Annotated in this window: 10 protein-coding genes and 1 tRNA gene; 7 read left to right on the top strand and 4 right to left on the bottom strand. The window is 69.2% G+C overall.

Translation table 11 applies throughout. From position 1 onward, the window contains the following. Positions 1 to 5: 5 nt before the first annotated feature. The 4 genes from F0U63_RS34355 to F0U63_RS34340 all read left to right on the top strand — a co-directional run bounded on the left by F0U63_RS34355 (position 6) and on the right by F0U63_RS34340 (position 1837). A tRNA-Sec gene (locus F0U63_RS34355) sits at positions 6 to 95 on the top strand. Between the two features lie 52 nt (positions 96 to 147). After that, a complete protein-coding gene (locus F0U63_RS34350) occupies positions 148 to 546 on the top strand; it encodes a hypothetical protein (protein ID WP_395836607.1) in 399 nt (132 codons plus the stop codon). A gap of 44 nt (positions 547 to 590) precedes the next feature. After that, a complete protein-coding gene (locus tag F0U63_RS34345) occupies positions 591 to 1487 on the top strand; it encodes a hypothetical protein (RefSeq protein ID WP_395836605.1) in 897 nt (298 codons plus the stop codon). Beyond that, positions 1487 to 1837: a DUF2019 domain-containing protein gene (locus F0U63_RS34340; RefSeq protein ID WP_395848472.1), complete on the top strand. Its 351-nt coding sequence runs from the start codon at positions 1487 to 1489 to the stop codon at positions 1835 to 1837. The genes F0U63_RS34345 and F0U63_RS34340 overlap by 1 nt, the downstream gene beginning before the upstream one ends. Positions 1838 to 1882: 45 nt before the next feature. Here F0U63_RS34340 and F0U63_RS34335 read toward each other — a convergent pair whose 3' ends face one another. The 3 genes from F0U63_RS34335 to F0U63_RS34325 all read right to left on the bottom strand — a co-directional run bounded on the left by F0U63_RS34335 (position 1883) and on the right by F0U63_RS34325 (position 6230). Further along, positions 1883 to 2245, bottom strand: coding sequence for a GFA family protein (locus tag F0U63_RS34335; RefSeq protein WP_395836603.1), 363 nt, complete (start codon positions 2243 to 2245; stop codon positions 1883 to 1885). A gap of 111 nt (positions 2246 to 2356) precedes the next feature. Next, positions 2357 to 3445 carry a metallophosphoesterase gene (locus F0U63_RS34330; RefSeq protein ID WP_395836601.1) on the bottom strand — a complete coding sequence of 363 codons (1089 nt, stop codon included), beginning with the start codon at positions 3443 to 3445 and terminating at the stop codon, positions 2357 to 2359. Positions 3446 to 3488: 43 nt separating this feature from the next. Next, a complete protein-coding gene (locus tag F0U63_RS34325; RefSeq protein WP_395836599.1) occupies positions 3489 to 6230 on the bottom strand; it encodes an ATP-binding protein in 2742 nt (913 codons plus the stop codon). A 274-nt stretch (positions 6231 to 6504) separates the two neighbouring features. On the opposite strand from F0U63_RS34325, the gene F0U63_RS34320 reads away from it, so the two are divergent. Both F0U63_RS34320 and F0U63_RS34315 read left to right on the top strand, forming a co-directional pair. Then, entirely contained in the window at positions 6505 to 7848 is a 1344-nt protein-coding gene (locus F0U63_RS34320) for a family 16 glycosylhydrolase (protein WP_395836597.1), read from the top strand. Between the two features lie 125 nt (positions 7849 to 7973). Beyond that, on the top strand, positions 7974 to 10394 hold the full coding sequence (locus F0U63_RS34315; protein ID WP_395836595.1) for an FG-GAP repeat domain-containing protein: 2421 nt from the start codon (positions 7974 to 7976) through the stop codon (positions 10392 to 10394). Position 10395: 1 nt separating this feature from the next. Here the strand turns inward: F0U63_RS34315 and F0U63_RS34310 are convergent, their stop codons facing one another. Then, positions 10396 to 12150 (bottom strand): M1 family metallopeptidase, encoded by a 1755-nt coding sequence (locus F0U63_RS34310; protein WP_395836593.1) that lies wholly within the window; start codon positions 12148 to 12150, stop codon positions 10396 to 10398. A 117-nt stretch (positions 12151 to 12267) separates the two neighbouring features. Between F0U63_RS34310 and F0U63_RS34305 the strand changes: the two genes are divergently transcribed. Then, positions 12268 to 14658 (top strand): 3-hydroxyacyl-CoA dehydrogenase/enoyl-CoA hydratase family protein, encoded by a 2391-nt coding sequence (locus F0U63_RS34305; RefSeq protein WP_395836591.1) that lies wholly within the window; start codon positions 12268 to 12270, stop codon positions 14656 to 14658. The last annotated feature ends 19 nt before the right edge of the window (positions 14659 to 14677 follow it).

The following is a 14677-nucleotide window of genomic DNA, read 5'->3' as shown; positions in this document are numbered from 1 at the left end:
AGGCGGGAAGCCCGGGCGTTCATCCCCGGGCTTCAAAACCGGTGGGGGACATGGAGACATGTCCCTGGGGAGGTTCGATTCCTCTGGCCTACCGACGGGTATTCTTCCGGACTGGTTACCCATAGAGGGGTGGCCGGGAGGATGCCCATGAAGCTGTGTTGTACGGCTGTGATGCTGGTTCTCCTCGTCGGGTGTGGCACGGCACCCGGGGTCGTGCGCCTGGACACGGGCCAGACCGACACCATCGTCTTCACCCCTCGTTCAGTCGCCAAGCCGGTGGCACTGGGCAACGGCGAGTTCGCGCAGGCCGTGTCGGCTCTGGCCCGGGACGTTCGGCTCCCCACGCAGCCCCGGGAAGCCGCCCGTCGGCTGTTCGAGGTGGAGGCACGGAGCGGTTCGTACACGTACGAGACACCCAGCCGCCGCATCACTCTGCTCGAGCCGGGCAAGCACCTGGAGGGGCCAACGGCGGAGGTGGAGTTGACGTGTGACTACCTGCGTTGGTGCGAGCGCACCGGCAGGCCCGGGACTGCCTCCGCCTGCTGACGGAAAGCTCCACCGTCAACGGGGATGGTCGTTTCGCACTCGCCATGGCCCTGGCCCAGGGCGCCGTGCTGGACGAGATGCTGGAGGCGTTCAAGGACATGGCCTACCCACACGCCATGGTGGCGGCCGTGCTCTGGACCTGGACCACGTACATGGTCCTCGTCTCCATTCCCGACGTGACGGTCTCCAAGGGCCTCGCGGCCGTGATGACCGCCACGATCATTTCCTACGTGGGCGTCGAGACCTTCTGGGGCCTCGTCGTCGGCTTCAAGCGGCTGATGGACGAGGCAGACCGGGCCACCACGTTCAACGAACTGCGCGAGGCGGGCGAGCGGTACGGCAAGCTCATGGGCCGCAACGCGGCGCGAGCGTTCGCCATGCTGGCCATGGCGGCCATCGGCAACACGGCGCCGGGGCTGGCCGCGAAGGTGCCGAAGTTGCCCGGCTCGATGCAGGCGGCCGTGCAGGCGGAGACGCAGGTGGGTATCCGTCTCGCGATGGTGGGGCAAGTGGAGACGGTCGCCGTGAGCGCCGAGTCCGTCACCATCGCCCTTGCTCCTGGTGCGGTCGCCATGACGGCTCGGGCCATGAGCGGCGCCGCTGCCAAGGCGCCTCCCAACGGATTCAGGGCGTGGGGCTCGTACAAGAGCTTCAAGCGGGCCATGGGCTCGGCGGGCCCAGGGAAGGAGTGGCACCACATCGTCGAGCAGACGCCGGGCAACGTGAACCGGTTCGGGGCCCGGGCCGTTCAAAACACCGAGAACATCGTCCCGTTGGACAAGGGCATCCACACCCGTATCAGCTCGTTCTACTCGTCGGTTCGCCGCGATATTACGGGCTCGCCCTTGACGGTGCGAAAGTGGCTGAGCTCGCAGTCGTACGAGGCCCAGCGCGAATTCGGGTTGCTGGCCATCGAGAACATCAGGAAGGGGCTCTGGTGATGAAGTTGGAAGAGTTGGTCGAGCAGTTCGCTCTGAACGTGGCCGCGCAGACCGAGGCCATCTGGAGAGGGGACGCCAAGACCGGGAACAAGCACGCCAGGAAGTACGGTGCCGCGGTCGATAAGCTCCTGGCCCACGGCGATGCCGGGCGTGATGCACTCCTCGTGTTGCTCAAGCACGAGCGTATGGACGTGCGCGTCATGGCCGCCGCGCATCTGCTCCGCTACCGGACGGCCGAGGCCAAAGCGGTCCTGGAGGAGGCAGCGAAGGGCGAAGGGATGATCCCCTTTGGCGCACAGCAGGCATTGAAGCGATGGGAGGAAGGCACCTGGGCCCTTGATCCGGGGTAGCCACCACGGGTCTGGAGCGAGGAGCCTTCCCCTCCTGCTCCCGGGCTAGAAGCGCCGACCGTCGACGGGTTGGGGCTTGAGGGCGGCGAGGTCCACGTCCTCCAGACACCGCACGTTGACGGCGTACATCCGCTTGCCATCCGGCGTGGTCCCCGTGGCGAACGACTCCACGCCGCACTCCGGGCAGAACATGTGGTGGATGACCTTCTTGTTGAACTGGTAGTCGGTGAGCGCCTTCTCCTCGCCCTTCTGGAGGGCGAACTGCTCGGGGGGCACGAAGGTGAGCAGCAGGCCCCGCTTCTGGCAGATGCTGCAGTTGCAGGAGATGACGTTGTCGAGGTTCGCGTTCACCTCGTACGCGACCTTCCCGCAGTGACAGCCGCCCGTGTACTTCTTCAATCCCGACATGTGGAGGTCTCCAGACGTGACGTGGGCTCGTGCCCCCGCGTGGCGCGAGGCGCATGCCCGGCGCGCACGATGGCACACCTCATCGGGCGGGTGGCATCGGGATGAAGGGACTCACGCCCGGCGCAGGGTGATGACGGCCAGCTCCGCCGGAGCACCCAGCCGCACCGGCGGTCCAGTGGTGCCCGCGCCGCGGTTCACGTACAGCCACGAGCGGCCCTGCCGGTAGAGCCCCGCCGTCCAGCGGCTGATGAATCGGGCCAGTGACAGGTCGCGCACGCCCGGCACCGCGAGCTGCCCGCCGTGGGTGTGGCCCGAGAGGGTCAGCTCGACCGATTGGGCCAGGGCCTGGGGGAACAGGTTGGGGTCATGCGCGAGCAGCACCGTGGGCACCCCCTCCGGCCGCGCCGCGAGGGCCCGCCGCAAGTCATGGCGCGAGGTCCAGGTGTCATCCACTCCCGCGACGTACAGGCGCGCGGTGCCCCGCTGCACGACCACGCCGCGGTTGCGCAGCACGGTCAGGCCTTGCCGCTCCAGCGCCCGCACGAAGTGCTCCCCATCCGTGAAGTAGTCGTGATTGCCCATGCACGCGAACACGCCGTCCCGGGCTCGCAGCCCGCCGAGCGCCCGGGAAACCGCCTCGACGTGCGAGGAGCCCTGGGTGATGAGGTCTCCCGTGACGGACATCAGGTCGACGTCGAGCTCGTTGAGGCGGGCGACCCAGGTGGCCACGCGGCTCTCGGGGACGTAGGGGCCGCAGTGCACGTCGGAGATCTGCCCGATGCGGTAGCCGTCCAACTCGGGGGCGAGCCCCTCCACCCGCACGACCAGCCGCCGCAGCCGGGGCCGGCCCAGCACCGAGTGCACCCCCGCGGCGAGCGCGATGACGCCACACGCGCCCCAGGCCCAGGCGCGGGGAAGGCCCGCATGGATGGCCAGCGTGGCGGGAAGCAGGAGCACGCCGAACACCAGACACGCCGACCACCAGCCCAGCGTCAGGTAGGCCACGCGCGCGGGGCTCGTGGAGTGCCAGGGCGTCCGCAGGTGGCGCAGATAGGGCAGGGACACCAGCACCGCCCCCAGCGCCGGCAGGGGCGAGTGGGTGACCCAGCAGGCCCACGACACCGCGGGCAGCTGGATCAGGGCGACGAAGAGGAGCATGAGGACCTGGAGTCGGCCCAGGGGAGGGGGATGGCTGGCCATGGACCCCCCATGTCTAACGCACGCGCGCGGGGAGTGCTGGAACTCAGGCGTTGGCGTGCCGCGTGCCCTCCACCCCGTGCAGCGGCAGGCTGAAGCAGAACGTGGTGCCCTCGCCCGGGGTGCTCTCCAGCCAGATGCGGCCACCATGCGCCTCGATGATGCGCGAACTCAGGTGCAGCCCCAGTCCGGCCATGCCCGCGTAGCCTGGCGCCCCGGAGGGCAGGGGCTCGTAGAGCGGCTCGAAGACATGGGGTTGGCGCTCGGGGGGAATGCCCGGCCCGTGGTCGTGGACCGACACCACGGCCTCGTGGCCCACGCACCCCAGCCGGATCTCGATGGGCCGGGCGGGAGGGGAGTAGCGCAGGGCGTTCTCCAGCAGGTGGGCCAGCACCTCGCCCATGCGCTGGCGGTCCGCGTCGATGATGGGCGTCTCCTCGGCGACGAGGTGGATGGGGTGATCCGTGCTGCGCGACAGGCTGGCCACGTGCTCGGCCAGCAGGGCGCGCAGGTCCACCCGATCCTTCTCCAGCTTGGCCAGGCCCGGCGCCATCCGCAGGGCCGTGAACAGGTGCTCCACGAGCCGCCCCAGCCGCCGGGCCCCCCGGGAGATGGCGGCGAGTCCCTTGCGCTGGCGCTCGGCGCCCGCCTCCTTCCGGGTGAGGATGTCCGCCCAGGTCTGGAGCGTGGTCACCGGCGTCTTCAGCTCGTGGGCCGCCGCGGACATGAACTCCTCGCGCAGCCGCAGGGCCTCGCGCACCTCCTGGAACAGCCGGGCCTTCTCGATGGCCACGGCGACGAGCTGGCCCACGGTGGTGTGGAACTCGCGCTCGCTCGCGGACAGCTCCAGCGGCTCCCGGGAGAAGCACGCCAGGACGCCCACCAGCCGCGCGCGCGAGTGCAGGGGGACGAGCACCACGCTGGCGAAGCCTTCCCGCTTCGCCAGCGCGTGGCCCGGGAAGGACACGTCCGCGCTCCCCTGGGTGTCGATGAGCTGGATCGTCTCGTCCTGGACGGCCCCGGGGGGCAGCTCGCACGGGGGTAGTTCCTCCAGGGCCTCGTGGCCCGCCGACGAGAAGCCATGGGCGGCCATCCAGGTGAAGCGCGAGGGATCCGGGTGCGCCAGCCACAGCCCGACGGCATCCGCGCCGAGCGCCTGGCGGCACTGCTCGCTGGCCACGGAGGTGATGCGCTCGAGCTCCACCTCGCGCACCAGGGCCTGCCCGATGCGGGCCAGGGCCTGCTCTCGCGCCAGGAGCCGCGCCCGCTCCTCCTCGATCTTCTTCCGCTCGGTGATGTCGTGGAGGACGATCTCTCCGAGGATGATGCGCCCGGTGGCGTCGCGCACCGGCGCCCCGTTGACGCTCACGAGGTACTCCTCGCCCGTGAGCGAGCGCATGCGCAGCTCCAGGTCCGAGAAGGTCTCCCCCCGGAGCGCGCGGCTCAGGGGCAGCTCCTCCAGGGCCACGGGGCGGCCGTCGGGATGGCGGATCCACGAGCGCTGGAGGTGGTCGGTCAGCAGTACCTCCAACTGGGTGTGCTCCGTGACGCCCAGCAGCCGCAGCCCGGCGGGATTGGCGTCGAACAACCGCCCGTCCGGACTGGCCAGGAGGATGGCATCCGGCACGCTGGCGATGATGGCGGCGAGTTGCCGGGCATGGTCCTCGGCCTCGGCGCGCAGGGCGTCCACTTCGCGCTGCCGCTGGGCGATGTGGGTGGCCATCTGGTTGAAGGCCTCGCCCAGCTCCTCCATCTCGTCGCCCGTCTGGATGTGGGCGCGCCGGACCATGTCCCCCTGGCCCAGGGCGTGGGCGAGCGACTGGAGCTGACGCACGGGCCGCGTCTGGCGGCGCGACAGCACCACGGCCAGCATGCCGCTGAACAGCGCGATGCCGAGGACGGCGCCCAGCTTCAGGTACAGCCGCTGGGTGAGCGGGGCCATCGCGAGTTCACGCGAGGCCATCACCCCCACGGCCCAGCCGTAGTGGGGCGTGGGCACGAAGGCCCCCAGGATGTCCTCGTGGGTGAGCGGATCCGTGGCCTGGTTGATCCGCATGGCACGGCCCTCGAGCGCCCCTCGCAGCGGGGGGAACGAGGCGAAGGCCTGGCCGCGCGTGAAGGGCAGGGTGGGGGAGTGGGTGTGAAAGGCGAGCCGGCCAGCGGGGTCCACCAGGAGGATCTCCTGCTGGGAGTGGTGCCGGGTGGAGAGATAGCGTTGGGCCAGCAGGTGGGTCTCCATCACCACGTTCACCACGCCCAGGGGTTGTCCCTGGTCGTCGCGGATCGGCACGGCGATGATCAGCGCCGTGCGCACGGGCCGCCGCAGCTCGAGCACCTCCGAGACGACGGGCGTGTTGGTGGCCATCACCTTCTGGAAGTAGGGCCGGTCTCCAATCCAGAGCCGGGGCTCGGCGGGCAGCTGCGGATCCCCCCAGCCGCGGTTGTGACCCTGGGCGTCGTAGACCCCGATCGAGCTGAAGCGGGTGTGGTGCCCGGTGAGTTGCAGCAGGTGCGCATCCAGTAGCCCGGGGTTGAGCGTGCGCACGAGGGGATCATTGGCCAGCGCCCAGCCCAGATCGATCGCCGCCTCGAAGGACTCGGTGACCTGCACGGCGACGGCATGGGCCGTGAGGCGCTGGGCGTCCAGGAGCGTCTTGCGCGTCATCCGCGCGTCCTCGACGAGATCCACGCCCAGCAGCACCATCACCGGCAGCAGCACCGCGGCGGAGGCGAGCAACAGCTTGCGCTGGAAGGTCAGGCGCAACGGAGTGCCGGGGACGGTTCGCACCCATTCACAACCCCATGTGTTCCCTCCTCTCGTCCCTGGCCTTTCCAGGGTGCTTCCGGAGCAGGCGGGCCGCCGACCGCTGGGCCAGGAAAGCAAGAGAATCCAGGGCTGCGTTCCGGGTCAAAAAACTCAGTTTTCCGAGGGAAAAAATCTAAGAGTGTCTGCTGGTGGACGACTCCGTTCATTTAAGTTTTCCTCGATTTTCCAATAAGCCACCTTGTGCCTGCCCTGGCAGCCAAGAGGGAGCCAGGTCCGACATCTACGAGGAGTTTCCATGAGTTCGAGACTGTGGAAGACGCTGGGAATGCGCGGGTTGCTGACGGTGGGGATGGGGGGCGTGATGCTGGGCGCTGGCGCCTGTGGTGTCGCCGCGCAGGAGCCCGCCGACCTGGTCACCGAGACCCAGGCGCGTCCGCTGGCGGCGGCGCCCATTGGTCAGACGATCTGGCTCAAGGCGTGCTCGACCCAGAAGTACGTGTCGGCGGACAAGAACCTCAGCGCGGACGCCCCCCTGGTGGCGGACCGTACGGCCGCGGCGGGCTGGGAGCAGTTCCAGGTGGGTGACGCGGGCAATGGCTACATCACGCTGCGCGTGGCGGAGACGGGCCAGTACGTGTCGGCGGACACGAACCTGGGTGGCAAGCTCGTGGCCAACCGCGCGAGTCCGGGCGACTGGGAGCACTTCCAGTGGGTGGATTACGGCAATGGCACCGTCGGCTTGAAGGCCAGGAGCAACGGCCTGTTCGTGACCTCGGACCTGAACCAGGGCGCGGCGGCGCCGCTGGTGGCCAGCCGCGCGGCCTCGGGCGGGTGCTGGGAGGCCTTCTCGTGGGCGTCCGTGGGCGGCGGCGGCAACCCGGACCCGGGCGGCAGCTGGGTGCAGATCTGGAGCGATGAGTTCGACGGCACCAGCATCAACACGTCCAACTGGGCCTATGTCACCAACATCCACGTGAACAACGAGCAGCAGCAGTACACGACCTCGTCGGAGAACGTGCAGGTCAGCAACGGCACCCTCAAGCTCATCGCCCGCTACAAGCCGACCAACGGCTATCCGTACACCTCGGGGCGCCTGGAGAGCGCGGGCAAGCGCGAGTTCGCGCACGGCCGCATCGAGGCGCGCATCAAGCTGCCGGTGGGCCCCGGGCTGTGGCCGGCGTTCTGGCTGCTCGGCAATGACATCAATACGGTGGGCTGGCCCGCGTGCGGCGAGCTCGACATCATGGAGAACGTGGGCTACGGCGACTGGACGTCGGGCGCGCTGCATGGCCCCGGCTACTCGGGCAACACGCCCATCAACAGCCGCTTCTACCCGAACTCCTCCGTGAGCAACTGGCACGTGTACCGCACCGAGTACTCGCCCACGGACATCAAGTGGTACATCGACGACGTGCTGGTGAAGACCACGCCGAAGTCGGAGGTCACCCGGTACGGCAACTGGGTGTACGACAAGCCGTACTACGTCATCCTCAACCTGGCGGTGGGCGGCACCTATCCGCAGGGCGTCAACGGCGCCACCTACCCGTACCCCGGCGTGCCGCAGTCCACGGCGGACCTCATCCGCAACACGCCCCAGGTGATGGAAGTCGACTGGGTGCGCGCCTACCAGTGGCGCTAGCCGGTTGGGGCGTAGCCAACGCCCCCTTCCGCTCCTGAAGCGTCCTCCCTTGCCGGTCCTCCTGTTCGTGCGCATGTGCTGCACGGCCAGTGAAGGGACCGGCAAGTGTGTTTTGGAGGGGACGGATGAGGACGCGGATCGGTCTGGTGGTGGGCGCGGGGTTGTTCCTGGCGTGTGGGGTGAAGTTGCCCGGTGCGGACATCCCGGCACTCCCGGGTGGGTTGAAGCCTCCCCCCCGGCCGAGCCAGCCACCGAGGCCCGTGCCGGGAGAGCTTCCCGGAAACCCGCCCGAGCTGCCCACGGACCCTTCCTCCGAGCCTCCTCCAGGGCCGGACGGTGGCCATGGACGCGGGCAGTGGCTGCGCGCTTCCTTCTACGCGGGGGTGTCCCCCGAGGGGCTGGCGGTCGGTGACTTCAACGGGGATGGCGCGCCCGACGTGGCCATCAACGCGGGCGGCCGCAACTACAGCAGTCAGTACGTGTCCCGGACCGGGGAGTTCCTGCTGCTGCGCAACGACGGAGTGGGACGCCTCTCGCTGGCCGCGGAGCCGTTCCGGCTGACGAGCTCTGGACGCATCGTGGCGGGCGACGCCGATGGGGATGGCCACCTGGACGCGCTCGTGGGCACCCGCTACGGCCTCCGGCTCCTGCGTGGGAAGGGGGACGGCGCCTTCGTGGATCATGTGTTCCCGTGGCGGACCACCGACGGCGTCGTCTCGAGCCTGGGCCTGTGGCCCACGGCCTCCGGTCCGTCCGTCCTCTGGTCCCTGGGCAATTACTTCGATCGGGCCACCCCCGGAGGGATGGCGGGCTTCTTCCTGCTGAGCCCCTCGGGAGCGGGCACCTGGAGTCCCAGTTCCCTGAAGCTGATCATGAACGACACCGACTATCCGGTGGTGTACGGGCTCGACACGGGACGGGCGGCGGCGATCGCGGACTTCAACGAGGATGGCCTCCCGGATGTGGCCTTCAACGACGCCCAGGGTCATGGGTGGCGCGCGCATGTCCTCCTGGGCACGGCCTCGGGCCATGTCCAGCCATCGGGCGAGCTCCCCACGTCGCGGTTCTTCCGCCACGTGTACGCCGCGGACTTCAATCGGGACGGGCATGTGGATCTGCTCGGCGCCGGGGACTCCTTCCTGGAGTTGTTCCTGGGCGACGGGCACGGGGGTTTCTCCGCGGGGCACGTCCAGGAGCTCTCCACCGTGGCGGAGGATGCCGCCGTGGTGGACCTCGACGGAGATGGGGCCCAGGACGTGGTGGCCCTGCACGGCTCGACGTCGGAGGTGTCGCTGTTCCGGGGCAAGGGCGATGGAACGCTCGTGCCTCACGGTCGCCTGACGGTGGGCCGGCGTCCGAGCGCCGCCGCCGTGGCGGACCTGGACCGGGATGGCGAGGTGGAGCTGCTGGTGGCCGAGGCGGATGACAACACGGTGTCCGTGTACACGGTGCCTCCCGTGCCCGGGTCCCCGCCGGCCGTCGCCGCCACGTGTCCCCTGGACCTCCACGCCACTCCCATCGAGGAGCCCGTATCGCCGGTGGCTCGTTTCCAGGTGGGACAGGCGAGCTCGTCCGCCCTGGCGGTGGGGGATTTCGATGGAGATGGCCGGAGGGATCTCGCGCTCGCGCTGGGGAGCGTCCGGCTGGTGTTGAACCAGGGCAACGGCCTGTTCATCACCCGGGAGGTGCCCGACCTCTCCGATGCGACCAGCCTGGCCGCGGGTGACTTCGACGGGGATGGACGCGTGGACCTCGCCGTCACCTCGAGCGGGTCGCCAGTGTTTGTCTTGTGGAACGACCCGGAGGGACACTTCGAGGCGCGTCAGACCCTGGGGCGCTCCGATGCGCACGGCGTGCGGGCCGGGGACTTCAACGCGGATGGGCGCGTGGATCTGGTGGCGTCCTTCTCCGGGTGTGTGGGGAAGGTGAGCCGGTTCACCAACCTGGGCCCGCGCACGTTCCGCGAGGACGTGTTGAACGACTACAACCCCGAGCCGGATGATCGGTGCCCAGGCTCGAGCGCGGCGCTGGCCGGGGACTTCAATGGAGACGGCACGCTGGACCTGGTCCACACCACACTGGGCATCAACCTCAACCCCACCGCGAAGGACGGCACCTCGCTGCCGGGCCATGGGTTTGATTCGGCCCAATTCGGCAATGAAGCCTGGAGCGTGGACGCGGATGGTGATGGCCGGCTGGACGTGGTGAACCGGGTGCGTCCCTCCGTGGCGGAGGTGCGGTTCTATCCGGGAGATGGGCACGGCACGCTGCGCGCCCCGTTCACCTGCGCGCTGCCCCCGCTCGGCCGGTTGCTCACCTGGGAAGACGTGAATGGGGATGGCCGCGTCGACGTCGTCGCCGAAACCCAGGACGGCCAGGGGCTCTGGGTGGCGCTGGGCCAGGGCCAGGGCCAGTGGAGCACGTGGCGCTACCCGCTGGGTGGCGCGGTGACGTGGGCTCGCGCGGTGGACCTGGTGGGGGATGCCCGCCCCGAGCTCGTCGTGCTGATGAGTTCGGGGGAGCTGAGGGTGTTTCCGATGTCGTGACTCAGGCGCGCTGGAGCATGGACTCGACCGACGCCCGGGCGATGGGGTGATAGCGCTCGGCGTAGTCCTGGAAGAGCTGCCGCGCGCGCACCTTGCCCTCGGGGCTCGTCAACAGCGCGCCATAGAGGGGCTTGAGGTACTTCATCCGGCCCACCTCGCCGAGGTAGGTCGCGGCGCGCTCCCAGGCGGGCTCCCAGCCCGAGCGCAGCGCCACCGTGAGCCACGCCACCAGCACCTCCGCGTTGCCGCTCCGGGTGAGGTGGAAGCGCTCGTCCAGCTCGCGCAGCGTCTTGCGCGGCGTCTGCGCGGGCAGCCGCTCGATGTAGAGCTGCCACTCGGCCGGGGTCCAGTCCTTCACGTCCTCGGCGGAGGGCACACGTCCCGTGAAGTGTGCCAGGGCCGCGAGCCGCTCGGAGTGGGCCGTGGGCGCGCCCGGGGGGATGCCCGGCCGGCTCAGGTAGGCCTCCGCGTCCACCTTCGCCAGCGCCCCCGGCAGGCGCCGCTCCACGAAGGCGGTGAACTCCTCGGTGGTGAGCGCCTGGAAGCGGTGCGCCTGGAGGTAGTCGCGCAGGAAGCCGTCGAAGGCGTCGCGGCCCACCGCGTCCTCCAGGGCGCGCAGGAAGAGGAAGCCCTTCTCGTACGGCACGAGCGAGAAGGCCTCGTCCGGATCCACGCCCGTCAGGTGGGTGCGCAGGCACGTGAGCTGGGGGTGCTCCTTGAAGTGCTGGAGCGTCTCCACCAGCGCGCCCCGGCCCAGGGTGGCGTGCAGTGCCGCCACGTCCTTGCCGTAGAGCGCCTCCACGATGCGCCGCTCGGCGAAGACGGTGAAGCCCTCGTTGAGCCAGAAGTGCTCGGCGGACGCGTTGGTGACGAGGTTGCCCGTCCAGGAATGCGCCAGCTCGTGCGCCACCACCGACACCAGGCTCTTGTCCCCGGCGAGCAGCGTGGGGGTGAGGAACGTCAGGCGCGGGTTCTCCATGCCCCCGTAGGGGAACGAGGGCGGCATCGTCAGCAGATCGAACCGTTCCCAGTCATACGGGCCGAAGAGCGCCTCGGCCGCGCGCAGCATGGCGTCCACGTCCTCGAACTCGGCCGCGGCACGCTCGAGCAGCTCGGGCTCGGCCCACACGCGCGAGCGAGGCCCCAGCTCCTTGGAGGCGATCCGCCCCACCGCGAACGCCAGCAGGTAGGGCGGAATGGGCTGGGGCATCTCGTAGCGCTCCACCGCCTCCGCTCCCTTCTCCTCGCGCCCGACGAAGCCCGCGGCCATCACCGCGCGCAGCTCGCGCGGCACGGTGAGCTCCGCCTCGTAGCGGATGCGCAGCCGCGGCGTGTCCTGCATCGGCACCACCGAGCGCGCGTGGATGGCCTGGCACTGGCTGAAGAGGTAGGGCGCCTGGCCGCCCGCCGTCTGCACGGGCGTGAGCCACTGCAGGGCGCTCGCTCCGGGCGAGGTGCGGTAGCGCACCGTCAGTTGCCTCACACCCGGACGCAGCTCCACGCGCAGGCGGCTGCCCAGGATGGGTTCGGCAGGTGACACGAGAAACGACAGGGGCCGGCCTTCCCCATCCACCACCGACTCCACGTCCAGCTCCCGGGTATCCAGGTCCAAGGGCCCCGCGGACGCCTCCTTCAACGTGAGGGTCGCCTCGGCGTGCAGCCGCTTGGACTCGAAGTCCACGCGCGCCTTCCAGGTGAGGCGCTCGGTCTCGGGTTGGAGGTCATCACTGTACGAGTGCGGATCGCGTCGGGCCATGGGGCGCACCTTACCCTCCACGCCTCCACAGAGGGGACCTCAACAGGCGATTGACTTTTGAATCAACCGGCGCGATGTCTCCCGCCATTCCTTTTTCCTGATTGGGAGCCTCATTCGATGACGATGCGGATCCGCAAAGTGGCAGTGCTGGGAGCGGGCGTGATGGGCAGTGGCATCGCCGCGCACCTGGCCAACTCGGGTGTTCGCGCTCTCCTCCTGGACATCGTGCCGCCCAAGGCGGCGCCCGGCGAGGACACGGCCTCCAAGGCGTTTCGCAACAAGTTCACGCTGGGCGCCCTGGCGAACCTGCGCAAGCAGAAGCCCAGCCCCATCACCACCGAGCAGGCGCTGGGCGCGCTGGAGATCGGCAACCTCGAGGACGACATCGGGCGCATCGCCGAGTGTGACTGGGTCATCGAGGTGGTGAAGGAGGAGCTGTCCGTCAAGCAGGCCCTGTTCGCCAAGGTGGAGCAGCACGCGCGCAAGGACGCCATCATCAGCTCCAACACCTCCGGCCTGTCCATCAAGGGCATGCTGGAGGGCCGCGGCCCCGAGTTCCGCAAGCGCTTCCTCGTCACGCACTTCTTCAACCCGGTGCGCTACATGAAGCTGTTGGAGCTCGTCGCGGGCCCGGAGACGTCGCCCGAGGTGATGAAGACGATCCACCAGTTCGGCGAGGAGGTGCTCGGCAAGGGCGTGGTGTACGGCAAGGACACCACCAACTTCATCGCCAACCGCATCGGCACCTACGGGATGATGCGGGTGCTGGCGGACATGCAGAAGGCGGAGCTGTCCATCGAGGAGGTGGACAAGATCTTCGGCCCCGCCATGGGCCGCCCCAAGTCGGCGGTGTTCCGCACCGCGGACATCGTCGGCCTGGACACCTTCAGCCACGTGGCCAAGAACTGCTACGACACGCTCGCGCACGATGAAGAGCGCGAGGTGTTCGCCGCCCCCGACTTCCTCAAGAAGATGGTGGAGAAGGGGATGCTGGGCGACAAGACCGGCGGCGGCTTCTACAAGAAGGACCGGGCCTCGGGTGGCAAGGACATCCTCGCGCTGGACCTGAAGACGTTCGAGTACCGGCCCCAGGGCAAGGTGCGCTACGAGTCGCTGGGTGCCGCCAAGGACGTGGAGAACGTGCGCGAGCGCGTGGCCACGGTGATGCGCGGCCAGGACAAGGCGGCGAAGTTCGCCGAGCGCGTCACGCTGGATACGCTCGCCTACGCGAGCCGCCGCATTCCGGAGATCGCCGACGACGTGGTCAACGTGGACGGCGCCATGCGCTGGGGCTTCGGCTGGGACCTGGGGCCCTTCGAGACCTGGGATGCCTTCGGCGTGAAGCAGGGCGTGGAGCGCATGAAGGAACTGGGCCTCAAGCCCGCCGCGTGGGTGGAGGAGATGCTGGCCGCGGGCCGCACGTCCTTCTACGGCGTGGAGAACGGCAAGGACACCTACTGGGACATCCCCAGCAAGTCCGTGAAGACCGTGGCGCAGAACCCGCGCACCCTGCGCGTGGAGTACCTCAAGCGCGGCAACAAGAAGATCTCCGGCAACGACAGCGCCAGCCTCTGGGACATGGGCGATGGCGTGACGCTGCTCGAGTTCCACTCGAAGATGAACTCCATCGACGACGGCATCATCGAGATGATGAACACCGCGCTCGATGAGACGGAGAAGAACTTCCGCGGCCTGGTGGTGGGCAACGACGGCGGCAACTTCTCCGCCGGCGCCAACATCTTCTCCATGCTGTGGGCGGCCAAGGCCGGCGAGTTCGAGACGCTGCGCAAGATGGCGGGCGCGCTGCAGACGGCCAACCAGCGCATGCGCTACAGCCCGGTGCCCGTGGTGACCGCGCCCTTCAACCTGACGCTCGGCGGCGGCGCCGAGGTGGCCCTGGGCGGCAACGCCATCCAGGCCTCGAGCGAGCTGTACATGGGCCTCGTCGAGGTGGGCGTGGGCCTCATCCCCGGCGGCGGCGGCACGATGATGTTCCTGCGCAACGTGATGGGCGCGTACGCGGGGGACAAGGACTTCGATCCCTTCCCCTTCATCAAGAAGGTGTTCCTCACCATCGGCACCGCCAAGGTGGGCACCAGCGCCGAGGAAGCGCGCGAGATGGGCTTCCTCACCGCGGCCGACGGCATCAGCGCCAACCGGGACTTCCTCCTGTCGGACGCCAAGCAGCGGGTGATTGGCATGGCCAACGCGGGCTTCCGCGCGCCGCGCCCCACGCGCTTCCGCCTGCCCGGGCCCAGCGGCTACGCCACCATCGACATGATGCTCTACGACATGGAGCTCAACGGTCAGGTGTCCGCGCACGATCGGAAGATCGCCCAGAAGCTCGCCCGGGTGCTCACCGGCGGAGACACCAGCCCCTCGGTGCTCCTGTCCGAGGAGCGGGTGCTGGAGCTGGAGCTGGAGGCGTTCCTGAGCCTGGCGGGCGAGGAGAAGACGCAGGACCGGCTGCAGTACATGCTCGAGAAGGGCAAGCCGCTGCGCAACTGAGCCAGCGGCGTTACGGGAA

This window comes from Cystobacter fuscus (assembly GCF_044360685.1).
Lineage (GTDB): Bacteria > Myxococcota > Myxococcia > Myxococcales > Myxococcaceae > Cystobacter > Cystobacter fuscus_C.
The sequence above is the reverse complement of the archived record's forward strand: the minus strand, read 5'-3'. Positions and strand labels throughout refer to the sequence as shown.

Bases quoted from the DNA above. Each gene is read 5' to 3' on its own strand.
- F0U63_RS34350 (WP_395836607.1), top strand. From the start codon at position 148: ATGAAGCTGTGTTGTACGGCTGTGATGCTGGTTCTCCTCGTCGGGTGT.
- F0U63_RS34345 (WP_395836605.1), top strand. From the start codon at position 591: ATGGCCCTGGCCCAGGGCGCCGTGCTGGACGAGATGCTGGAGGCGTTC.
- F0U63_RS34340 (WP_395848472.1), top strand. From the start codon at position 1,487: ATGAAGTTGGAAGAGTTGGTCGAGCAGTTCGCTCTGAACGTGGCCGCG.
- F0U63_RS34335 (WP_395836603.1), bottom strand. From the start codon at position 2,245: ATGTCGGGATTGAAGAAGTACACGGGCGGCTGTCACTGCGGGAAGGTC.
- F0U63_RS34330 (WP_395836601.1), bottom strand. From the start codon at position 3,445: ATGGCCAGCCATCCCCCTCCCCTGGGCCGACTCCAGGTCCTCATGCTC.
- F0U63_RS34320 (WP_395836597.1), top strand. From the start codon at position 6,505: ATGAGTTCGAGACTGTGGAAGACGCTGGGAATGCGCGGGTTGCTGACG.
- F0U63_RS34315 (WP_395836595.1), top strand. From the start codon at position 7,974: ATGAGGACGCGGATCGGTCTGGTGGTGGGCGCGGGGTTGTTCCTGGCG.
- F0U63_RS34310 (WP_395836593.1), bottom strand. From the start codon at position 12,150: ATGGCCCGACGCGATCCGCACTCGTACAGTGATGACCTCCAACCCGAG.
- F0U63_RS34305 (WP_395836591.1), top strand. From the start codon at position 12,268: ATGACGATGCGGATCCGCAAAGTGGCAGTGCTGGGAGCGGGCGTGATG.